This is a genomic window from Chitinophagales bacterium (genome assembly GCA_019694975.1).
GTDB lineage: Bacteria > Bacteroidota > Bacteroidia > Chitinophagales > UBA10324 > JACCZZ01.
The window spans coordinates 19,201-43,995 of sequence record JAIBAY010000008.1 but is presented as its reverse complement, the minus strand read 5'-3'; the positions used below and the strand labels follow the sequence as shown (position 1 = coordinate 43,995).

The window sequence follows — 24,795 nt, the reverse complement described above, 5'->3', positions numbered from 1 at the left end:
TAACAACGGTTAGTTAGGCGTAATGTAAAGAGTACCACCGGAACGCAACATCATGCAACAGCAGCTGAACGGATGGCTTTACCTGCACCCGTATAAACACCTCCACGGAGCTATTGCACTTTGATAACTTCCTGCCGTGCAATCACCGTTCCGTTAATGGTAATGAACAGAAAATATGTTCCGGATGATAACGGTTGTGTGGAAAAAGTGAATTCATTTTTACCGGCATGTACTTTTTCCTGCAACAGTGTCTTCACCTTCCTGCCCTGTATATCGATTAATTCAAAAACGCCGATGGCTGAATGACTGACGCTGAATGCTACCGTAATCTTTTCAGTTGAAGGATTAGGATACACCTGCACCACGTCTTTATTTTCCACGGGTGCATTGATACCTGTCGGCGGCGGATCCAGCGCTATCTCAGCAATCCATGTTGCAATTTTATGCGCTGTTGTACCAAACGAGCCATTGACCCACACTTTTCCAGGATCATCGTATCGGCGCTGCGCACCGGAATAATCGCCCCACCGTTCTATTCCCGGGATGACAGAAACATAAGACTGACCGTTCTTCACATTCTTTAAAGACGAATAACTGCCCGCTCCGTCGGTACTGATCACTGAATATCCCGGAAACAAATTCACAGCACTGCGCATCACAACAATGATGGCGGCGTTGTCCTGACTGCCCGTTCCGTTGTAAGCAATATTCGGATAGCCGTAATGAATGGTATCATCCGACATCACCCGCAGCGCCAGCCCAGGTGCACCGGACACATCTGAGATTACACCATGATAAATTGCAGCCGTGCCCGTAAGGGTGTCTGTCGTGTTTCCCACAAACTGTATCCTGTTATTTTCATAAAATGCGCCAAGCACTCTCGAATCGTTGGTGGCCAGGTCGCCTCCGGAAGATTGCTTTGCATTAACCGGAATAAAGTAGCCCGCATCCGATTTCAGTGCATTGGCTTCCAGGGCCTGTAACGGGCTATTCATGGTATCCGTGAGATGCACCAGGAAAAATGTATCATTGGAAACATCGAGGTTCCGCTCACTCAGGAAATATACATCAGGCCCATACAAAGTACTGCCACCTTTTACCGGGCAAAGGTTCCTGATCCTGCGACCGTTAAAGGCAATTTCATGATGCAGCATCGCTGAAAGCTCCGTGCCTTCATAACCACCCGACTTGTTAATTTGCCAGATGACACTTCTGACCCAGCCGGTTTGCCATGGCTCATCATTATGCAGATGATTCACGGTTATAAATAACTCATCCTTTGTGAGTGCAATGGCGGGATAGTCACTCCACAACGAGTCATTCAACGGGTTGCCGGGCAATTCGTAAAAATTCCATGCCCCGCCGGGGAAATCATTTTGCGAAAAAGCCACGATAATACTGGAGGTAACATCTGTGAATCCTGCCAGGAAAACCACCGCAAATTTATTTTCCACCGGATCATAAATGGCTTTGGGATCATACTTGTCGTTGACATTGCCCAATGTTGTTGCAAAAGCATCCAGTGAAATATACTTTATTGTTGTATCCGCATTCAGGTCGTACATAAAAATGGTTGAATTCATCACCGACACCACATAGCCGCTGTTGGAAACTGCAATATCATTATCGTTGGGAACGGAATAATTATAGAGGTTGCCCTGGAAATTGCGCCATACAAACGGCGTATCCAATACATCTCTTGTAGCTGACGTCTTGTTGATGCGCGCCTTTGCCCTATCGATCTGCTTTTGCAATTGCTCCTTTTTCTCTTCCAGCATTTTCATATCCTTAAACTCATCACCGGCTTCATGCTCAAGACTGATCAGTGACGGACTCCAGTCATTGCTGATCTCACTCACCTTTTCTGTTCCGCCCAATGCAATATGAAACGGCAGTTGTTGCGCTACAGACGATTCTGCAGCAGCGATCAACAGGCTTAAAGAAAGCATCCACTCAAATCTCATGGATAATAATTTTAAGTGAAGCTAAAATAACTCAATTAATATTCAGCGCTTACATGAATAATATCCACGACCGGCATTACTGCTGAAAGAAATGAAGGAAGCCGCGCATCCCGTTTACGCAGCGCACGTATGGAAGGTTTAAGCCGGCATCTTCCTGCACAAACAGCTGATAGTCCGGATTTCATAGCCTCTGAAAAGCATAGTTAGGGAAAAATGACATCATCTTATTGCCGCTAACTGTAACTTTTATCCATTCTTTTGCCTCTCATTATTTATCATTGTAAAAAATCATAGTTATGCAGCTTACCATCCAGGGATTATCCAAAACATATGCAAACGGTGTGATAGCACTCAATAATGTTTCACTGACCATTCCAACCGGCATGTATGGCCTGCTCGGACCAAATGGTGCAGGCAAATCAACCCTTATGCGAACCATTGCGACACTGCAGGATGCAGACAGCGGCAGCATTCAGCTGGAGGAGATAGATGTGCTGAAAGATAAAATGGCGGTGCGAAAAATACTGGGTTATCTCCCGCAGGAATTCGGTGTGTATCCTAAAGTTTCCGCACAGGACATGCTGGAGCATATTGCTGTGCTGAAAGGCCTGACTGCCGGCAGAAAAGAACTTGTTCAGTCATTGCTGCAAAAAGTAAATTTATATAACGACCGCAAAAAATCACTCAGCGGCTTTTCCGGAGGCATGAAGCAACGATTCGGTATCGCTCAGGCATTGCTTGGTGATCCCAGGCTGATCATTGTTGATGAACCAACAGCAGGGCTTGATCCGGGTGAACGCAACCGGTTTTACAACCTGCTTTCTGAAATCGGAGAAAACCGGATCGTGATTCTCTCCACCCATATTGTGGATGATGTTAAGGAATTATGTTCCAACATGGCCATCATTGACAAAGGCACTTTGCTCTTCGCCGGTTCACCCGCTGATGCGCTGCAATCGCTCCACCAAAAAATCTGGACAAAGTATATTTCCAAAGCGGAAGTGCCTGCCTATATGGAACGGTACAAAGTAATTTCAACCCGTATGGTAGGCGGCCAACCTCTGATACACATTTACAATGGCAATGATCCGGGTGAAGGATTCGCGGCGGCAGATGCAGACCTGGAAGATGTTTTCTTTTCGAGAATCGCCGGCCTCAATTGAAGCAAACAATTTCCATAAATATTCATCCTGAAAGCGGCCGCATTTTCAATCATTATTTTTTCCTTCACTCACTTTCAATACTATGTTCTGGAACATTTTCCGTTTTGAAGTAAGATACTGGCTGAAGCAGCCCATGATTTATATTTTTTTATTTGTCAATGCACTGCTGATCTTCGGGGCAACAAGCAGCGACTCTGTGCAGGTGGGAGGCGCTGTCGGCAACGTCAACAAGAATGCTCCCTTCGTTGTAGAAAATTTCTATGCTGTCATTTCCATTATCAGCCTGCTGATGGTAACGGCGTTTCTCAATGTGGCGGCGGCACGTGACTTTAATTTCAATACCCATCAGATCATTTTTTCTACGCCTTTGAAAAAGTCCTCCTTCCTCATGGGACGTTTTTTCGGTGCTGCTTTCGTTTCCATATTGCCTTTTCTCGGTGTTTCCATCGGAAACATATTAGGCGCCATGATGCCATGGGTGGATGAAGCCCGCGTTGGTCCTACTTCCGCCAGCGGGCACCTGATGGGACTGATTGTATTTATTATTCCCAACATTCTCTTTGCCGGCGCTTTCATTTTTGCCATAGCCGCACTGACACGGAGCACAATCTATTCCTTCATCGGCACAATTATTCTGCTCGTAGGTTATGGTATTGCGAACGGACTTGTCAGGGACCTGAAGAACGAATACCTGGGAACACTGATCGATCCTTTCGGCATACGCACCTTTTCTGTCGCAACCAAATACTGGACTGTAGCAGATAAAAACACCATGTCGCTTGGGTTAACCGGCATCATGCTGGTGAACAGGTTAATCTGGCTGGCGGCTGCCGGGCTCATCCTTGCATTCACTTTCGCAAGGTTCTCGTTTACGGAAAAATCGCGCGGAAGAAAACGCCGCACACAGGATGACAAAGAACTCAGGCCTTCCTTCGGTATGTTCCAGGCGCTGCCCGCTGTAACATTCTCCAACACCGCTGCGCATCAATTCAAACAATTCATCAACCAGGTACGCCTCGACTTCTCAGGTATACTGAAGAGCACGGCGTTTATCGTGATTATCCTTGCCGGCATCATCAACATGGGTTCATCAATGGCATTTGTAACTGATTCAGGTTATGGGAATAAATCGTTTCCGGTCACGTATATCATCATCGATTCCATCCGCGGCACCTTATACCTGTTCCTTGTTGCCATCATCACGTTTTATACGGGTGTGCTGGTATGGAAAGAACGTGACGCCAAAGTGAATGACATTTATGATGCATTGCCTTTTGCAAGATGGATTTCTCCCGTTTCCAAATTCGTTGCCATGGTGCTTATTGTATTGGTGATACTACTCGTCGCCTGTCTCACCGGAGTGGTAACACAAACCTTATACGGATTTTATGATTTCAAACCCGGCGAGTACATTATTGAGTTGCTGGTGCTTGATCTCCTGTTCTTCATTTACCTCATCGCATTATCTGTTTTTATTCATACAACTGTCAACAACCGGTACATTGCCTATTTTATATTTATCGCATTCATTATCGGTAACCTTTTTGCCTGGTCGGCCGCAGATGTGGAATCCAACATGGTCATCTTCGGCGGTATTCCCAGTCATACCTATTCCGACATGAATGGATTAGGTCCGTATATACAGGGCTTAACATGGTTTAATATCTACTGGTTACTTTTTTCCGGCTTGTTAATCATGACATGCATTCTTTGCTGGGTGAGAGGTAAAGAAACAGCATTCAGGTACAGGTGGTCATCAGCCAGGGCAGCATTTTCGGGAAGATACCGTTATATCACTTTGCTTTTATTGGCAGGATGGCTCATCACTGCTGCCTTTGTCTTTTATAATACCAAGGTGCTCAACCAATATACCACGTCCATTGCTAAAGAGAAGTTGCAGGCGGAATATGAACGTCGCTATAAAAAGTATGAAAACATCAATCAGCCGCGCATCACAGATATCCGTTACCAGATTGATCTTTACCCCGAAAAACGTAACCTGCAGGTGAAGGCGGAAGCAATGGCCCATAATGCAGGCAGCCGTGCCGTTGATTCGCTGCATTTTACAATGGTCGACGGTTTCGATATCACGATTGAAATACCAGGTGCCAGTGTTGCGCTTGATGATCAGCAACATCAATACCGCATTTACCGGTTGCAACAACCGTTGCAGCCAGGCGACAGCCTGCGTATGACAATCACTTCATCCTACCAATGCCGTGGATTTGAAAACAATGTGCGGTTTCTGCAGATCGAAGGCAATGGTTCCTTCTTCAATAATGCGGAGATTCTCCCGCAGATTGGTTACCAGTCAGGTAACGAAATAGCGGATAAGAACCGCCGGAAAAAATGCAATCTGCCCGAACGGGAAAGAATGCCTGCACTCGTAAGAAACTGTGCCGATGCCTGCATGAATACCTACCTCAGCAACAGTTCCGACTGGGTAAATGTGGAAACAGTGATGAGTACGGCAAAAGACCAGGTAGCTGTTGCGCCGGGCTCATTGCTGAAAGAATGGACAGAAGGCGACCGTCGTTTTTTCCATTACCGTCTCGATCATCAGTCGATGAATTTCTATTCATTCATCTCTGCGCGATATGAAGTAAAACGCGACAAATACAAGGACATTGACCTGGAAGTTTATTACTCCAAAGGCCACGAATACAACGTGGATAAGATGATGAGCTCATTGAAAAACTCTCTCAAATATTACACTGAAAATTTCGGCCCGTATTATCATCGCCAGGCACGTATCATCGAGTTCCCCAGGTATTCCTCCTTCGCACAGGCTTTCCCTGGTACCATGCCATACTCCGAGAGTATCGGCTTTATTGCCAACCTCGAAGATCCGGAAGATATTGACATGGTTTACTATGTGGTAGCCCATGAGATGGGACATCAGTGGTGGGCGCACCAGGTGATTGGCGCCAACATGCAGGGAGCCACATTGCTGTCGGAAACTATGGCTCAATATTCGGCGCTTATGGTAATGGAAGATATGTACGGCAAAGAACAGATGCATAAGTTTCTGAAGTATGAGATGGATCGTTACCTGCGCTCACGCGGCACGGAAACCATTAAGGAAACACCCTTACTGAAAGTGGAAGAACAGGGATACATTCACTATCGGAAAGGCAGCGTAGCAATGTATTACCTGAAGGAAATGATTGGCGAAGACAACATCAACAAAGCATTGAAAGATATGATTGACTCTTTTGCCTACCGGAATCCGCCCTATCCCAATTCTTATCAGCTGGTTGACCGCTTTGGCTATGTAACTCCTGACTCCCTTCAGTATATCATCACTGATCTGTTTTATGATATGACCGTCTTTAATAACCGTGCGCTGAATGCTTCCTATAAAAAACTGCCGGATGGGAAATTTGAAGTGACCTTGCAGGTGCAATCAGAGAAATTCAAAGCCGACTCCCTTGGAAAAGAAACCAGGGTACCAATTCACGACTGGATTGAAATCGGTGCTTTGGCTGCACCAGAAGACGGTAAGAAAAACGGCAAACAGTTATACAGCGAGCGTATTAAAATGAATGCAGACACCAGCACCTTCACCTTTGTGGTGGATCAGCAACCCGACAAGGCAGGCATCGATCCCAACTACTACCTCGTCGACCGCATGCCTGACGATAATCTGAAAGACGTGGATGAGAAAAATTGACTTGCACCTTACCCGCAGGCATTTCAATCATCCTGCTGCATGCTGATCCATCTACCGCTGCTTACATACCGGATGCGAAGAGCAGGTTGAGATCCGTAGACTTCATATTGAATTTTTCACCAAGATGAAAATTGGTCAGTGTACCTTTATAAACATACACGCCATTACGGATATGCGGATGAACACTCATCAGCTTATCAAACCCGCCAAGCTGGCTGGCTTCCAGCAACATCGTCGTCATTACATTGCTGATGGCTTGCGAAGCGGTGCGCGGTACCCTCGAAGGAATATTGGGAACACAATAGTGGATGACATCATATTTCTTAAAGATTGGATTGGTGTGTGTCGTTACTTCTGAGGTTTCGAAACAACCACCCTGATCAATGCTCACATCCACAATGACTGACCCGGCACGCATGCGCGATACCATGTCTTCTGTAACAATAATGGGCGTACGCCCTGATTTCGAATGCACGGCTCCCACTGCCACATCTGCCCTGGCCAGTGCTTTCGCCAGCACATCAGGCCTGATAATGGAAGTAAATACCCGTGCTCCGATATTTCGCTGCAGGCGCTTCAGCTTGTAGATGGAGTTATCAAATATTTTCACCTCAGCCCCAAGAGCGATGGCGGTACGGGCAGCGTTTTCTCCAACTGTTCCGGCACCTAATATGACCACGTTGGCAGGTGGAACACCGGCAATGCCTCCCAGCAAAATTCCTTTGCCATGATTCAGGTGGCTCAGCAATTCAGCCGCAATCAAAATGGCCGTACTACCGGCAATTTCACTCATGCTGGCAACTATCGGAAACGAACCTGATTCGTCCTGAATGTATTCGTATGCCAATGCAATCACTTTCTTTTGTAGTAACAGCCCGAGGTAATCCGCCGTTACCGTTGGCAGGTGGATGGGGGAAATAACAATTTGCCCCGGATGAAGCATGTGAATATCCTCTTCAGAGAGCGGAGCCACTTTAAGGATGATGCTGGCATTGAAAATCTCTTTTGTATCATAAGCGATTTCAGCACCCGCTTCCGAATATTCATTGTCGGTTATGTGTGAACCTTCTCCCGCTTTGGATTCAACAATAATGCGGTGATGGTGGCCAACCAGGATGGAAACGGCACCCGGCGTGAGCGCAATCCTGTTTTCCTGGAAATGACGCTCCCTCGGTATTCCGATAAACAGCTGATCCTGCTTCCGGGCAACTTCCAGCAGCGATTCCTTGGGTACAAGCCCGATGCCTGTCATCAGTTCTTCGGGCATCCTGATTTTTTTTTCATCATTCATGGCAGCTCTATTGTCAACAGCCTTTCCTGTTCATTTAGTATTTCCAGATTCAGTGTTACTATATCTTCCGGCAGTAACTGCCTGATCAACTCCGGCCATTCGATAAACATATAACAACTTCCCGAAAGATAATCTTCAATACCAATTGCCAGTGCCTCTTCCAGTGTTTTCAGGCGAAACAGATCAAGATGGTATATCCGTTCAGCTCCCTGGTATTCATGTACTATGGCAAAGGTGGGACTGTTCACCTGTTCCTTCACACCTAATGCACGGCACAGAGCGGCAATGAGGGTTGTCTTGCCTGCGCCCATTTCGCCGTAACAGGCAAAAATCCTCCTGTCTCCGCTGTCACGTAAAACCTGTTCGGCCACTGCCGGCAATGCTGACAGAGAGGAAACAACGATTTGCTTCTTCACGAAGTGAAGCTATAAAAAAGTTGAAAGAGGAACCGTTTAAATAATGAATTTATCAATGCCGGCATGAAGCAGGATTGATTTGCGAACTGTGTAAGATTCGTGCAAAGCATAGCCGAAGTAGTAGGTGATAATTTTGCGGTTAATGCCTTTATACTTTTGATGCAACCAATCTTTCATTTCCTCTTCATTAACCATTAAATGCGCTGCAACCATGAATTGCCCTAATTTAGGGCTCCGTTTACCAACCCTGCTCCCGTTTTATGCGTCTCCGTTTCCTGCAATGGCGAACAATAATCATATTGCTGTTGTCAATAACTTTCAACAGTCCGCTGTTGTATGCACAGGATGACATCACCGTTTTCCAGGACCAGGTTTATGTTCCCAATATAAAGACCGTTCAGCTATATGTGGATCCGATATTACTGAGTGATCCCGTAATACCTTTAAACAGTAAGGTTCAACTGCACCTTGAGTTTGACGACCTGAATGCCGATAAGAGAAACTACTATTATACTTTCATTCATTGCAACTTCGACTGGACACGCTCTGAATTAAACGAGTTTGACTACCTGTCGGGATTTCGCGAACAGGACATCAGCACCTTTGAATTCTCGTTCACTGCCCTGCAGACTTATACACACTATGAGGTTTTATTTCCCAATGAAAATGTTCAACTGACGAAGTCGGGCAATTACCTGCTGAAAGTGTACGCCGACAATGACCCTGATCACCCCATCATTACAAGACGCTTCGTGGTTTTTTCAAGCAAGGCTGATATAGTGACTAATGTGCATCAGCCTTATGATCCCAAATATACATTGAAGTACCAGGAGATTGATTTCAGCATCCGTTACAATGGCCTCACAATATCCAACCCGATCAATGATGTAAAGGTTGTGCTGATGCAGAATTTCAGATGGGACAACGCTATCGCCCATTTGCAGCCGCTTTTTATGAAACCTTATCAGCTTGATTATTCCTACGACCTCGTGAATGCCTTTCCGGCAGGTAAAGAGTTCCGGTACTTTGACACACGCAGCATAAGATATAGAACCGAACATGTGCGCGAACTGAATTTTGAAGGCAAACAGGTGGAAGTGATCCTCTTTCCTGATGAGCCGAGAGAGGATGAACCGTATGAGTTTTATGCAGACATTAACGGGAAATATATACCCGGAATTTTTGAAGGCTTCAACCAGAACGCTGAACCTGATTATACCTGGGTGAATTTCACGTTGCCTGTTGATTACCCGCTGAAAAACTTAGATGTGTTCATCACCGGGCAGATGTGCGACTGGAAGCTGTCGAGCCAGTTCATGATGCAATATGATCCCGGAAAACATGCTTATACCTGCAAGGCCTACCTGAAGCAGGGTTACTATGAATATGAATATGTGACGGTTGAAAAAGGCAGCGGTACAGTTACTGATGATATCCTCGAAGGCAATGCTTATGAAACAGAGAACACTTATCAATTGCTTGTTTATTACCGTTCATTCACCGGCCGTTATGATGAAGTAATTGCCTATAAGGCTACTGATTCTTTTAATAAAAACAGGTAATGCTTTCCCGGCATTTTCAGGCGACTGTTGCGATTTTCAGCTTCAGCGTTGATTCTTCCGCCACTTCAAGGTCCCAGGTCCTGCCGGTTATCAAAGCCCTGTTGTCAGGTTCATGGCCGGCCGGAAAACCAAAGCAAACAGGGTAATCGTATTCGGCAACATGGCCGGCAATAATCTCATAAGCCGATTGGCCGAATGGATTTTTCTCATCCTTGTTTTTCATATCTGAAAAGTGACCTACTACCAATCCTGCCAATGCATCCAGCTTTCCCGATCGTTTCAGGCTGATCATCATCCTGTCGATATGATAAAGCTGTTCATCAATATCCTCCAGGAACATGATTTTACCCGCAGTGTCGCAATCAGATACTGAACCTGTCAAAGCATGCAGTAGTGAAAGATTACCGCCGCAGAGTACGCCGGTTGCTTTTCCGGGCCGGTTTAAGTCATGTGCCGGAATCGTGTAACGCAGGGGCTTTCCAAATAAAACCGCCTGCAGTGATGTAAAGGCTGCAGAAGAGGCAGCAGCAAAATTAAATGCCATCAGCGAATGAACGGATGGCAGATCATAAATGGCCTGTAGATGGGAATGAATCACCGTAATATCGCTGAAGCCACATAACCATTTGGGCGCTTTTAAAAATTTCCTCCAGTCAATGTTATCAATGATGCGCAGAGTTCCATAACCGCCTCTTGCAAACAATACCGCCTTTATGGCTTCATCATCGAGCATGCGTTGCAGGTCGCGTGTACGCAGTGCATCATCGCCCGCAAACTGAAAATATTCCGCGCCTATGCTTTCGCCGGTCACCACCTCGAGGTTCCATTCCGTCAGCATGTCAATACAGGGTTGTATTTCCGCCTGCATAATTTTTCGTGCGGTGGAAACAATGCCAATCTTATTTCCCGGACGCAATATTGCTGGATTCTTCATGGTCTGATTTAATATAAGGTGTTACCGCTAACCATCTGTCTGTTGGAAAACGCATCTCCTTCAGATGGCGCTGTTATATCAAAATTAATGAACTTCATCAGAACATTTCATGCCGCGTTGCAACGATTCGTTAGCAGGCTGCGGAAAAGGGAAATTACCGGTCGGTGAAAAGTGCAGTCACTGAATTATGCTGCAGCGTAAGGAACTTGTATAAATTTATGCTGATTTTTGCGTCCGCCATGAAAAACACACCCAAACGATATACAGTAACCGCTGCACTGCCCTATGCAAATGGCGGTATTCATCTGGGCCATCTGGCCGGTGCCTACATTCCCTCCGATATCTATGTCCGTTACAGAAGGCTGAGAGGCGATGATATCATTTTCGTTTGCGGATCTGATGAACATGGCGTTCCCATCACATTAGGTGCGCGCAAAGAAGGCATCACACCACAGCAGTTCGTTGATAAGTATCATCAACTGATGAAAAGCAGCTTTGAACAATTTGGAATTTCATTCGATATCTATGCACGCACTTCCAATAAGGTTCACCATGAAACCGCACAGGAATTTTTTCTGAATCTGTATAAGAAGCATGATTTCATCGAAGAAACATCTTTACAGTTTTACGATGAACAGGAAAAAACATTTTTAGCCGATCGTTACATACAGGGCACTTGTCCAAATTGCGGTTATGAAAAAGCGTATGGCGACCAATGCGAACGTTGCGGCACTTCTCTTTCACCGAAAGACCTGATTAATCCCATTTCCGCGCTGAGTGGCAAATCACCCATACTGAAAGAAACCAAACACTGGTTTCTTCCATTGCAAAATTATGAAGGCTGGTTGTGTGAATGGATTTTAGACAGTCACAAAGATGACTGGAAAGCAAATGTGTACGGACAGTGCAAGTCGTGGCTCGACCAGGGTTTGCAGCCGCGTGCCATGACAAGAGATTTGGATTGGGGTGTGAAAGTACCATTGCCTGATGCGGAAGGCAAGGTGTTGTATGTGTGGTTTGATGCGCCGATTGGATACATTTCAGCGACGAAAGAATATTTTATCAATCGGGAAACGGGGCTGATGAACAGTGAAAATGTAATGTCTGCCTCCTGGGAAGATTACTGGAAAAGTCCAGATGCCAAACTCATTCACTTCATTGGTAAAGACAACATAGTCTTTCACTGCATTATTTTTCCGGCAATTCTGCATGCGCATGGTGAATACATTGTTCCCGATAATGTTCCGGCCAATGAATTCCTGAATCTTGAAGGTGATAAACTTTCCACTTCCCGTAACTGGGCAGTCTGGCTGCATGATTATCTTATTGATTTTCCCGGCAAGCAGGATGAATTGCGCTATGTACTCACCTCTATTTTACCGGAAGCTAAGGACAGCGATTTTTCATGGAAAGATTACCAGGCACGCATCAACAACGAGTTGGTGGCGATACTTGGAAATTTTGTGAACCGCACACTGGTACTTACCAGGAACTATTTCGAAAGCAAAGTTCCGCCACGTCATGCATTAAATGCACTAGACAACGAGTGCCTGGAACAACTGCGCAGCATTCCGCAAAAGATTGCAGACAATGTGGAAGCATACCGTTTCCGTGATGCCCTGAGTGAGCTGATGAACCTCGCCCGCGCCGGCAATAAATACCTTGCAGATAATGAACCCTGGAAAGTGATCAATACCGACAGGCAACGCGTGGAAACAGTTCTAAATTTATCACTTGAAATTACGGCAGCACTTGCCATTTTAAGTCAGCCATTTCTTCCTGCCACTTCCGAAAAAATTTTGACAATGCTCCATCTCGGTAAGGTGAAGTGGGAGGATGCAATCGGCAAGCCATTGCTGACAGCAGGACATCAGTTGGGAGAAGCTTCGCTCTTATTTAAGAAGATTGAAGACGAAGAAATTGCAAAGCAACTTGAAAAACTACAGTCGACAAAACAAGTAGTAGCACCAACGGTTACATCAAATGATCCGTCAACAGCGGAATCGCTAGTTGAAAAATCCATTATCACTTACGACGACTTTGCAAAGCTGGAATTGAAAGTGGGTACTATTGAAGCAGCGGAAAAAGTTAAGAAGGCCGACAAACTGCTTCAATTGAAAATCAATCTCGGCACGGAAGTTCGTACGATCGTATCCGGAATAGCAGAACATTATGCGCCAGAAAATATTATTGGTCAGCAAGTATGTGTGGTGGCCAATCTTGCACCGAAAAAAATCAAAGGCATCGAATCCAGAGGCATGATCCTGATGGCAGAAGAAGAAAACGGCAAGCTGAAATTTGTGATGCCTTCAGAGAAAATTCCGGAAGGGAGTACCATCTCCTGATCTGGCTGCGATTTGCAAATCCGTCCTGAAAATCTCCAGACCTGCATTGACGCCATATCTCTGTTTCCTTCATCGACTTTGCGGTTGGGCTTGTCGGGGCAGGGCGGTGTAAGATGATGCTACGAAACAGGTTTTTCTTCAGTAGCGTTTAAAGAGCATACGCAGATAAAATGTCAGCATTCGTCATGCTCACCATAACTTCATCTAAAATGCTGACAGATTGTCAAACATGATAACAATCATATATTATCATGCTGCATATCCCGACCAAGGGCTTCTCTAACCCAAGCCAGTCTTTATTCCTTTTTTATTCGTTGCTGATTGGGCAATCTCGGATACCGCAGAAATCTGATGCTCATTCGTATGAAAGGTCCGGCGCGTTACCGCAATTGGAATTCTCATAGCAGTTCATTGTTATTAATAATAACTTTTATTAGTGACAGAGAAATTATGGGTTTCAAAATAACGTTGTCAGGTATGCTGATCACATGCATTCTTCCGGATTCGCGCTTATCGTAAAATTGAAATTTGCATTTCAAATTGTGCTTCAGCTTGCAAGTTAAAGAAGCTAAAATACCATGGTGTTCAGTTTTCTTTTTCATGGCACAATTTTCGACGATGAAGCATTATGTTGGGATTGGGATCAAAGCATCTCAATTGAATATGAAAACCAGTTTATCAAATGATTTGTTGAAAAGTACTTTAGCGGTATTTCTGCTGTTTCTTACACTAAGCACATCCGGCGCCGCAACAATAACGCAACTTTCAGGTTTTTACCACAATGGCCAGGTTTTTTTGACTTGGGAAAACGTGCCTGACACGCTTGTTTACTATAAGGTTTACCGCTCTATCATTCCTATTACATCATCTCTGCAATTGCAATCCTGCGAATACCTCGGCTATACAAATTTTGAATCGTCCAGGGATCACAATCTTTCCCATCACGATAAGTTGATTGACTATTTATCCATCGATTCCGGCAAAACAAAACTTAGCGCTGACAAAGGATTATTTGTCGCCACAACCCTTTCTAACGGAAGCTATTATTACGCAGTCACCACCTTGAAGAACAACGTGGAAGAAACGGCTGTTTTGCCGGGTGCAAATTCACTCGTTCAGCCAATCTTTGAAAGTGTGGCAAAACCACGACCCGCTTTTCAACAAGTGAGAATTATTTCGTCTCAAATAGTGGAGATCTATACACAGTTTACCAGCATGAAATATTCGGGCGACAAATTACTGATGAACAAGGTCGGATTTGTTGCCATGGATTTTGCATTGAACAGGAACCATTCAAGCGGCAATCAGCCTCTGCGACTTAAGTTTCATCCGGGAGGCGCTGATTTTTTATCGGTTGGAACTGTTCCTTTTGAGAACGAAATGCTAATCAACCCTGAAGATTATTTTCCATGCCAAAGTACTTCCGGTTTCTGGGGTGCCAATGAGAATTATGATCTGTATGATGCGAGCAAGAATAGCATTCCTCCTGTTACGGGCATCAATTACAATTATACTCATCAGCGATTGAATTTAATACTGGATTGGGCAATCGCATATTTACCCATCGACAGTAATCGCATCTATTTGACAGGAAGTTCCTTCGGCTCCATCGGTGCTTACTTCTATGCGATGACCTATCCTGAAAGACTGGCCGCAGTAAAACTCAGCGTCGGTTGTTTTAACCTCGCTTTTGAAAATGATTCAAATGAAGTATTTACCCTCAATACCGGAAATGGGAATAGAATCCAGGGCAATAACAGGTTTGGCACTGTTTCCACAAACCTGGAAACAAATCTTGGCATCCCTACCTATTATTTATTAAATGGTGGTTGGATGGCAGGCTCTTACAGCTACAAAAATTTTCCTGTTTTTTACAGCATTAACGGCAAGCGGGATACCATGGTTGGTTGGACTGAAAAGCCAATGTATTATGATTCAATAAATACCTACCATTTGGGAGGTTACTATTTTTACGATAGCCGGTCACATGGCGGAAAGGGTTCCACCTGGAGTGATGACAATTTTGATTTGTACCGTTATTCCAGAAACCATTCTTATCCTGCTTTTTCCAATTGCAGTGCAAATGAGGATTACGGAAACGGCAGCGCCAACAGCGGCGCATCGTTTGGTTCTGTAAATGGCTTTCTCGACTGGGATGAAAATATAGAGGACATGACTCATAGCTGGAGTGTTTCGATCTTTCTGCGGGATTTGTCAACATCAACAGGTGAACTGATTCATGCCCCAACCACCTGCACTGTTGACATTACTCCAAGGAGATTGCAGCAATTCGCTCCTGCTATTGGTGATACGATTTTGTGGACAGTCACAAGAAATCAATTCATAATACAATCAGGTAGTTTTTTTTATACGGGAGACCCCTTCACTATTCCAGGAGTAATGGTCTTTTCCGATGTAGTAAAGGTTGGGGTGGTTGTTAAAACCATTACAGATACTTCAGAGAGAAGTGTGCTTTCGATGGTTATTTTTCCCAATCAGGTTGTAAACAATGCAAACATCACCTGGACTGTACCCTATGCCGGAAAGTATTCAATGAAAGTTTATGATATAGATGGACGGTGGGTGAATACATTAGTGGAAGGCTATGAAATTGAAGGCCTTCACAATTGCATATGGAATGGTGATGATTTCTCAGGAAATCCCGTCTCTTCCGGTCTGTACTATGTTTTGCTGGAAAATGGCAAATGCGCGACAATAAGCAAATGTGTTGTAACAAAGTGAAGTTGAACCAGCTAATCCAACGACTTTCTACGATCCGTGAAAAACAACAGTTACTAATCTAAGCAGCGTTTTGCAACAAAGAGTATCTGCCCCGGTGTGCAATTGGCAACATTAGGTTACGCTACGAATTAACCCGTGTCCACTCCCTAAGAATAAACAGGGCAGTGCAAGTATACAGCAAACCCAAATGCAACCAAAATCCCAACGCTTCGTCACATTAACTACCTGATCACCACCTCAAATTTCGTTCATTAAATTATTTATCCCTGACCTTCTTTCTAATCCTGAAATCAAATACTACCTTCGAAGCCCGTAACTGAATCTTTCATGGCAACCACAAAGTACATCTTCGTTACGGGCGGAGTTACCTCTTCACTCGGTAAAGGAATCATCTCCGCATCACTTGCAAAACTGCTGCAGGCAAGAGGTTTCAAAGTCACTATACAGAAGTTCGATCCTTACATCAATGTTGATCCGGGAACACTCAATCCGTATGAACATGGCGAATGTTATGTAACCGATGATGGCGCCGAAACCGACCTTGACCTGGGCCATTACGAACGCTTTCTCAACCACCCTACTTCGCAGGCGAACAATGTAACCACCGGCAAGATTTACCAGGAAGTCATCAACAAAGAACGCGAAGGCGCTTACCTTGGAAAGACCGTGCAGGTGATTCCGCACATCACCGATGAGATCAAAAGAAGAATTCAGTTGCTCGGCAATTCAGGTGACTATGAATTGGTGATTACAGAGATCGGCGGTACCGTGGGCGACATTGAATCCCTGCCATATATTGAGGCAGTACGTCAGTTAAAATGGGAACTCGGGAATTCCAATTGTCTTGTTATTCACCTTACACTGGTTCCCTACTTAAAATCAGCTAAAGAGCTGAAAACCAAGCCAACACAACATTCTGTTAAAGAGTTGCTTGAAAATGGTGTGCAGCCGGATATTCTTGTATGCAGAACCGAATACCATCTTAATATGGACCTGCGACGCAAGATTGCTTTGTTCTGCAATGTGACAACGAATGCCGTAATTGAATCGATTGATGCCGAGTCTATTTATGATGTGCCATTACTGATGCTGAAGGAGAACCTCGATAAAACGGTATTGTCAAAACTCAAACTACGGACCGGTGATGAACCGAACCTGGATAAGTGGAAAGAGTTCATGGGTAAGCTGAAAAATCCAACTTCAGAAGTGAAGATCGGGCTCATCGGAAAATATGTAGAACTGACTGATGCCTATAAATCAATCCGTGAAGCATTTGTGCATGCAGGGGCGGTGAATGAATGTAAGGTAGACCTGATTTCGATCCACTCCGAACATATCAATCCTCAAAACGTAACTCAACTGTTGGGCGGACTCAGTGGCATACTGGTGGCGCCCGGTTTTGGCCCGCGTGGTATTGAAGGCAAGGTGACCGCCATTAAATATGCCCGTGAAATCAATCTTCCGTTTTTCGGTATTTGCCTGGGCATGCAATGTGCCGTGGTTGAATATGCGCGCAATGTTTTAGGTTGGACTGATGCCAATTCAACGGAGATGAACATGGATACCAGCAAGCCGGTGATTGATATGATGGAAGAGCAGAAGAAAATTGTGATGAAAGGCGGCACAATGCGACTCGGTGCATATGAATGCAATCTGAAAAAATCGTCGAAAGCTTATCAGGCATATCTGCAGACCACCATATTTGAGCGGCATCGTCACCGGTATGAATTCAACAATAAATACCTGGCTGCCTTTGAAGAGGCTGGATTGCAGGCAACCGGCGTGAACCCAGAAAGCAACCTCGTGGAAGTGATAGAACTTAAAAAACATCCATGGTTTGTCGGCGTGCAGTACCATCCTGAATTAAAAAGTACCGTTGACAGCCCCCACCCGCTTTTCGTTAAGTTTGTGCAAGCCGCAATGGAAGACCACAAGCGAAAAGATAACAGCAGCACTCCTACACTTTCTCAATCAACGCCTGTTTATCTGTAACTGCCGGTTAACGGCCGTTATCACATTGCTCTATCCTGCATGAAAGCATGTCATTATTGCAACACTTATTTTATTCAAAACTGATTTGCACAAAAACTGAAAGGGTAAGCTCGTCAATTGCCTTCAATCTATAATGATTGAACGTCGGGCTCAGGTGCTGTCATTAGATTCCCATACACTCAAAAGTTGAACTGCTGAGCAATAATCAGCTACCCAGCATTTCCCATCCTTCATCACAAACAAATGGAATGGAACGGCGCTTTTGACATTCAGGCAAATTCATGTAGGTTTGCGCACCCAAATCGGACGGAGGGCGACACTTTTATACATTATGCCCTGGTTCCGCAAAACCAATAAAACTTAGTGCATGGACAGGAATGCGGTAATAGGATTTATATTGTTTGCAATAATCTTTGTCGTCTACATTTATATCAACACGCCGTCGCAGGAGGAGACCGATCGGTTAAAACGGCAACAGGATTCCATAGCACTTGTACAAAAGCAACGCCATGAGCTTGATTCTGTAAATGCCCTCATTCCCGACAGCAGCAGGGTGGTGAAGCAAGGAGATACTTCATTGAACAACCCGACTGCCAGTCTTTTTGCGGATTCAGCCATCAGGGCTGAAGAAACGGTGAGCATTGAAAATGAGGTGATGAAACTCAAGCTCTCGAACAAAGGCGGCAAAGTGGTTTCCGTGGAGTTGAAAAAATTCAAAACATTCAATCAGCAACCACTCATCCTCTTTGATGAAAAGAACACCTTCTTTAACTACGCTTTCTTCAATGGAACCACGCAAATCGGAACAGATGGCCTGCTCTTCAAAACCATTGGGAAATCTTTTACTGTTGCCAACAACGATTCCGGGACCATTGTATTCCGTGCTTATGCATCTGACAGCCGCTACCTTGAACAACGATACACATTAAAAGGCAACTCCTACCTGCTGAATTATCAGTTTAGTCTTGTTGGAATGGATAGCCTCATCAGTAAAAACAATCCTGACATTAACCTTGAATGGGAAAACAATTTCAATCATACCGAGAAAGATATCACGCTGGAAAAAAACTATGCATCCATATATTTCCGCTACTGGGATGATGACGTGGAAAGCATTTCAGAACATACAACAGGAGAAATGAATGCACCTGGTAAACTGCAATGGGTTTCCTTCAAGCAGCATTTTTTCAATGCCACCTTAATCACAAAGCAACCATTTGCAGCGGGCAACTTCAGTACACAATCCGAAGAAGGCGACGGTTACATGAAGAAGATGACTGCGCAGCTTGTATTACCTTTTGATAACACAAGGAAACAGGTCACTTACCCGATGCAGTTTTATTTTGGACCCAATAATTACCAGGACTTAAAACGCCTTGGCGACTATGACCTGGAGCAGATCATTCCGTTGGGCGCCGGCATTTTTGGCTTCATCTCTTCCCCCATCAATAAATACTTTATTATCCCGCTCTTTAATTTCCTGAATAATTATTTCCTCAATTACGGCCTCATCATCCTGATCATGACGGTGCTGTTACGGATACTGCTCTTTCCACTTAACTACCGTTCCTTTCTTTCGGCTGCAAAGATGCGTGTATTAAAACCGGAGATAGACGAACTTAAGGAGAAGTACAAAGATGATCAGACTCGTTTTGGACAGGAACAACTGAAGCTCTTCAGGTCAGCCGGTGTAAATCCGCTCGGAGGCTGCATACCGGCATTGCTGCAATTGCCGATTCTGGCGGCGATGTACACCTTCTTCCCGCTCTCCATCGAATTGCGTCAGCAGTCACTCTGGTGGACGAAGGATCTCTCCAGTTATGATTCCATCCTCAACCTGGGTTTCAATGTTCCGTTTTATGGCGATCATGTGAGTTTATGGACAATTATCATGACCATCACTTCCATCTTGTTTGCCATCTACAATAATCAGCTTTCAGGTGTTACCGGACAAATGAAATACATGGCCTACATTTTTCCGGTGATGCTGCTCGGTATTTTCAATAACCTTCCTGCCGCCCTTACCTATTACTATTCGCTGTCAAACGTAGTAGCATTCGCGCAGCAATATGTGATTAAGAACTATATCATTGATGAAGATGCCATTCACAGGAAGATTCAGGATAACAAGAAAAAACCCGTTAAAAAATCCAAACTCCAGGAGCGGCTGGAAAATATGGCCAAAGCACAACAACAACAAGTGAAGCGGCAGAAGTAACCGGTTGGCTTCTATTTGTCAGTAAGCTTTTTTGTTTTTTTGTTTACTATTCATGAGTATCTTAATTTTGAAACCATTCTTTACTAAACCCCTATTAACATGCGCACCAAAAAATTTACACTCCTCGCCGTTGCAGTTGCTTTTTCGGCAGCCGCTTTTGCTCAGGTCCCGAAATTCGCATCGAAGCTTCAGCTGGTTAAATCCACACCAGCCATAGAACATAAGATGCTTAGCTTAAATCCGGTAAAGGCCAACGGACTTGAAGTAATCCATCCCGGATATGTTTCCTCCGTCAATTCCAACATCGGAAATTCGGTGACTACCCGTGATATCACGCAAACAATTATCGGTACTACCTACTACGACCTTCAAACCAATTCATCGGTTTGCAACAGGCTGATAAATAATGTAGATGGCACCGTGCAGGCCACCTGGACATTTTCTGCAGGCAACCAAGGTGTTGACCGCGGAACAGGCTATGCTGTACGTTCCGGCGGAACCTGGTCAGCGCCTCCTACCGCTCGTATCGAATCGCAGCGTACCGGCTGGCCAAGCATTGTGCGCACCGGAACTGGTGGCGAATATGTGATTGCACATAATACAGCCGTAAGTCAGTTGCAGTTATCCAGCCGTTCACCGCTGGGTACCGGTAGCTGGACAGAAAACACCTCCACATTAACCAGCCCGATTGCCAGTGGCAACTGGTGGCCGAGAATGGCATCGTCCGGTAATTATATCCATGCAATATCCGTGACGTACCCGGTGGCCAATGGCGGCGTAAAATATAAAGGACAGGACGGGGCACTCTGTTATTCCCGCTCTTCGGATAACGGTGCTACCTGGGACATTGTAAACCAGGTGCCTGAACTGATTGACTCGGCTTACTACAATGGTTTTGGCGGTGACGGATATGCCATTGATGCCAAAGGAAGTACCGTGGCAATTGTAGTAGGCGACGGATACACAGACGTTGTGCTGCTGAAATCCACTGATAATGGCAATACCTGGACAAAAACGCTCGTATGGGATTTCCCCATTGATTTTTATACAGCTGAAATGATTTCCGATGCAGATGGCGACGGCGTGGCTGATACACTCGACTCTACCGATGAAGGTTTCAGTGTATTGATTGATGGCGCAGGCAAATGTCATGTGACCTTCGGCTACGTACGCATTCTTGATGAAGATGACACTCCAACCGGCACCGGTTCTTATTTCCCGGGCACCAATGGTATCGGTTACTGGAATGAATCATTCGCTGAAAATAGTTTGCCTCCAACAATCATCACAGGTTCACTTGACCTTGACGGAAGCGGTGTGCTGGAGATCAACGACCTCGGGCGATACCTTAATTCCGGACTTGCACTGCATCCCAATCTTGCAACAGACGGAACCAATCTCTTTCTCTCCTATACAGCTGTGGTGGAAAACACCGATGACGGATTCGGATTCAACAATGAGCATGTATATGTAATGGCAAGTGATGATGGCGGTGAAAGCTGGCAGGAACCGGTGGATATTAACCTTGCCTACGATGAGTTTTCAAATGGCGCTTTTGGCGACCTGGCAAGAGACGTGATGAACAACAAGATTCAGTTGCTGTATATGCTTGACTATTGCGCAGGTATCGCCAACAACCAGGATTGCAATGTGGGAAAGGAAAACTCCATGATGTATGTGGAAGCCAATGTTGAAGACTTTGGTGTGGCAGGTATCGTAGGTGTTGATGCTGTAAAAAATACTGATCAGACATTATCGCTTTACCCCAACCCTTCCAATGGTTTGCTCACCATGGATTTCAGAAAGTTCAAACAATCAGATGTAAGTGTTTCTGTTACGAACAGCATCGGGCAGGTGGTTAAGACTATCAGCACAGTAAAAGTGACCAATAACAAAGCACAACTCGATCTTTCCGAATTGGAAAACGGGCTTTACTACGTGAATGTTAAATCATTAAATCTCAACTCAACGCTTCCGGTTAATCTTGTGAATGACTAAGCACAGTTGAATCTTCAAAACAAAAAGCCCTTCCAGCCGGAGGGGCTTTTTGTTTTTGTTATTGCCCGGAATGGATCAGGAGCAGTTACGAAATACCCGCTATCAATTGGTTTTATTGTTGAAGCTCCATTAAAAACCACCGCTGCTCCCTTAAAAACGATAACTCACTCCCCAGGTAAATGCCATAGTGGATAAGCAGCATCATAATTTGCATTATGAATTATCCGAAATGTATTATATTGGCTATCCACGTTACTAATAATAACCCAAAACCATCCAACATGAAAAAATTTACAATTGTTACCATGGCACTTTTCTGGGCAACCACCACATTTGCCCAAACCACCGTTGCCCACCGGCCACCACAAGTGAAGCCGCAGTATTACAAAGGGCCTTCAATGGTTCCCATGATCTATTCCGGCAATGAACAGTTACCGGTGCCAACACAATCAACTACCAGCTCATCAGCCATCGGACAGACGCAAACCATCCGAGATATCACGGAAACAGTTATCGGTGATACTTATTATGATCTTCAGACTAACAATGCCACTTCTGACCGGCTCGTGTATAACAGCACAACCGGAACGGTTTCCGCTGTCTGGACATATTCTGCCGGCAACCAGGGCGTCGACCGTGGCACAGGTTACAACTATTTTGACGGAACAGCCTGGGGCGATGCGCCCACGGCAAGAATTGAAACTGAACGCACTGGGTTCACCAATATCTGCATCCCTTCCGGCGGCGCTGAAAACGTTGTGGCTCACAATACGGCCACAAAGGTCATGCAGCAGTCATCGCGTGCAACGGCTGGCACAGGCACATGGGATGAAAGTCTTACCAACCTTGCGAATGATGCTGTTGCCGGAAACTTATGGTCGAAGGTGGCTACCAATGGAAATAATGTGCACGTTATTTCACTCACAACACCTACTGCAAATGCCGGTGCACTTTATAATGGTTTGAATGGCACACCCATGTATTACAGGTCAACCGATGGCGGAACAACATGGGACAAAACAAACGTAGAACTGCCGGATATCACTTCTGAAAACTACGTAGGCTTCGCCGGTGATGCTTACCAGATTGACGCCAATGGCAATACCGTCGCTATTGTAGTGGGCGGAAGTATTGCCAACGATGTGTTGCTGTATAAGTCAACTGATAATGGTGACACCTGGACAAAAACAATCGTTTATCATCATCCTTATTTCAAATTTACAGATGATACTATCACGGATACTAATGGAGATGGTGTTGCCGACAGTATCCGCATCTCTGATGGTTCTTTCGCTGTGCTGGTGGATAATAACGGAATGGTGCATCTCTGGTGGGGCGATATGTTTATTGTGAATGATATTGTAGGCGATGCTGCTTACAGCTACTATTTTACCAATGCATTGATTTACTGGAATGAGTCGTTACCTGAACCAATGACTATTGAAAACCTTGGCGCACTCGACCTCGATGGCAGCGGCTTTCTTGAATTTCCGGATGACGGATCAGGTAGCATCGCCATTGGCACCTTCCCGTTTAAAGGACTTGCATCCTATCCCAGTGCTGCCATTGATGTCAACGGTAACTTATATCTTTCATATATGGCAGCCGTTGAGAATTCTTCCGACGGTGTCGGCCAGGCAATTCGTCATATCTATGTTACCGTGAGTAAAGACAATGGCGAAACATGGGGCGATCCGATTGATGTGGTGAGCGACCCCTTTGCGGAGGGCGCTTACGCTTCACTTGCCCGCAATGTTGATGAAAACCTTCGCCTGCTTTATCAGCGCGACTATTGCTCTGGCATCTCCACCACAACCTATGACCCATGTAACTCAGGAGAGGTTAATGAAATCGTATATGTCACAATGCCTGTCCTGGATCTTGGTATCAATGTCGGCGTGCCTTCGGTCAGCAACGGCAATGCAGCAATTACCATGTACCCGAACCCCTCAACCGGTTTAACTACATTGGATTTTGGAAAAACAGATCAAAGAGAGATTTCGGTTTCTGTTACCAACAGCATTGGCCGCTCTGTTATGAACCTTAACAGTGTTAAGATCATCAGCAATAAGGCACAGATTGATCTTACCGGAATGGAAAATGGACTGTACCATATCCACGTAAAATCCGGAAGTATCACTTCAACCCTGCCGGTGACGCTTGTAAATAATTAGTTTACCCCGTAGCATATTTCCAGAAAGCTCTTCCCTTGCGGAAGGGCTTTTTTATTGTCTTCGATAACTCATTCAATTTTTATCATTAGCTAATGAAATTTCACCTGTCATTTCCATACCCTTTGGTGTTCATCCACCCTTCAGCATTGCAGCATGATTAATTCATAGTGATCATGGACATTCAAGGATGCAGGAAGTTCCATTCCTTACGGCTTATTATGAAATGACAATAAGGTGGAAAGGCGGGAATTCAGCAGCTTCACCATGTTAAAAAACCGTATCATTGATCTTAAATTTTTAATTTTGGCAATCATACATGATTC

The 24,795-nt window shown here is 44.9% G+C and carries 14 protein-coding genes; 9 read left to right on the top strand and 5 right to left on the bottom strand.

Features of this window, described 5'->3' with window-relative positions; genetic code table 11:
• Positions 1–110 precede the first annotated feature (110 nt).
• Positions 111–1,964, bottom strand: coding sequence for a T9SS type A sorting domain-containing protein (locus K1X61_13720; protein ID MBX7109705.1), 1,854 nt, complete (start codon positions 1,962–1,964; stop codon positions 111–113).
• Positions 1,965–2,260: 296 nt separating this feature from the next.
• Here K1X61_13720 and K1X61_13715 point away from each other — a divergent pair, with 296 nt between their 5' ends.
• Complete coding sequence (locus K1X61_13715; GenBank protein MBX7109704.1) at positions 2,261–3,127, top strand: ABC transporter ATP-binding protein; 867 nt, start codon at positions 2,261–2,263, stop codon at positions 3,125–3,127.
• Positions 3,128–3,209: 82 nt separating this feature from the next.
• On the top strand, positions 3,210–6,800 hold the full coding sequence (locus K1X61_13710; GenBank protein ID MBX7109703.1) for a hypothetical protein: 3,591 nt from the start codon (positions 3,210–3,212) through the stop codon (positions 6,798–6,800).
• Between the two features lie 61 nt (positions 6,801–6,861).
• Here K1X61_13710 and K1X61_13705 read toward each other — a convergent pair whose 3' ends face one another.
• Genes K1X61_13705 through K1X61_13695 form a run of 3 tightly spaced genes read right to left on the bottom strand, consistent with a single transcriptional unit; the run spans position 6,862 to position 8,720 of the window.
• Entirely contained in the window at positions 6,862–8,067 is a 1,206-nt protein-coding gene (locus tag K1X61_13705; GenBank protein ID MBX7109702.1) for an alanine dehydrogenase, read from the bottom strand.
• A gap of 20 nt (positions 8,068–8,087) precedes the next feature.
• Positions 8,088–8,507, bottom strand: coding sequence for a tRNA (adenosine(37)-N6)-threonylcarbamoyltransferase complex ATPase subunit type 1 TsaE (gene tsaE, locus K1X61_13700; GenBank protein ID MBX7109701.1), 420 nt, complete (start codon positions 8,505–8,507; stop codon positions 8,088–8,090).
• Between the two features lie 36 nt (positions 8,508–8,543).
• A complete protein-coding gene (locus K1X61_13695) occupies positions 8,544–8,720 on the bottom strand; it encodes a hypothetical protein (GenBank protein MBX7109700.1) in 177 nt (58 codons plus the stop codon).
• 47 nt (positions 8,721–8,767) lie between these two features.
• On the opposite strand from K1X61_13695, the gene K1X61_13690 reads away from it, so the two are divergent.
• Complete coding sequence (locus tag K1X61_13690) at positions 8,768–10,069, top strand: DUF5103 domain-containing protein (protein ID MBX7109699.1); 1,302 nt, start codon at positions 8,768–8,770, stop codon at positions 10,067–10,069.
• Positions 10,070–10,085: 16 nt separating this feature from the next.
• Here K1X61_13690 and K1X61_13685 read toward each other — a convergent pair whose 3' ends face one another.
• Positions 10,086–11,003: an LD-carboxypeptidase gene (locus K1X61_13685; GenBank protein MBX7109698.1), complete on the bottom strand. Its 918-nt coding sequence runs from the start codon at positions 11,001–11,003 to the stop codon at positions 10,086–10,088.
• Positions 11,004–11,242: 239 nt separating this feature from the next.
• Between K1X61_13685 and metG the strand changes: the two genes are divergently transcribed.
• The 6 genes from metG to K1X61_13655 all read left to right on the top strand — a co-directional run bounded on the left by metG (position 11,243) and on the right by K1X61_13655 (position 24,472).
• Positions 11,243–13,348 carry a methionine--tRNA ligase gene (gene metG / locus K1X61_13680; GenBank protein ID MBX7109697.1) on the top strand — a complete coding sequence of 702 codons (2,106 nt, stop codon included), beginning with the start codon at positions 11,243–11,245 and terminating at the stop codon, positions 13,346–13,348.
• A 663-nt stretch (positions 13,349–14,011) separates the two neighbouring features.
• Positions 14,012–16,090: a hypothetical protein gene (locus K1X61_13675; protein MBX7109696.1), complete on the top strand. Its 2,079-nt coding sequence runs from the start codon at positions 14,012–14,014 to the stop codon at positions 16,088–16,090.
• A gap of 327 nt (positions 16,091–16,417) precedes the next feature.
• Positions 16,418–18,082, top strand: coding sequence for a CTP synthase (locus K1X61_13670; protein MBX7109695.1), 1,665 nt, complete (start codon positions 16,418–16,420; stop codon positions 18,080–18,082).
• Between the two features lie 367 nt (positions 18,083–18,449).
• Complete coding sequence (gene yidC / locus K1X61_13665; GenBank protein MBX7109694.1) at positions 18,450–20,300, top strand: membrane protein insertase YidC; 1,851 nt, start codon at positions 18,450–18,452, stop codon at positions 20,298–20,300.
• A 99-nt stretch (positions 20,301–20,399) separates the two neighbouring features.
• A complete protein-coding gene (locus K1X61_13660) occupies positions 20,400–22,298 on the top strand; it encodes a T9SS type A sorting domain-containing protein (GenBank protein MBX7109693.1) in 1,899 nt (632 codons plus the stop codon).
• A 281-nt stretch (positions 22,299–22,579) separates the two neighbouring features.
• Positions 22,580–24,472, top strand: coding sequence for a T9SS type A sorting domain-containing protein (locus K1X61_13655; GenBank protein ID MBX7109692.1), 1,893 nt, complete (start codon positions 22,580–22,582; stop codon positions 24,470–24,472).
• Positions 24,473–24,795: the final 323 nt, after the last annotated feature.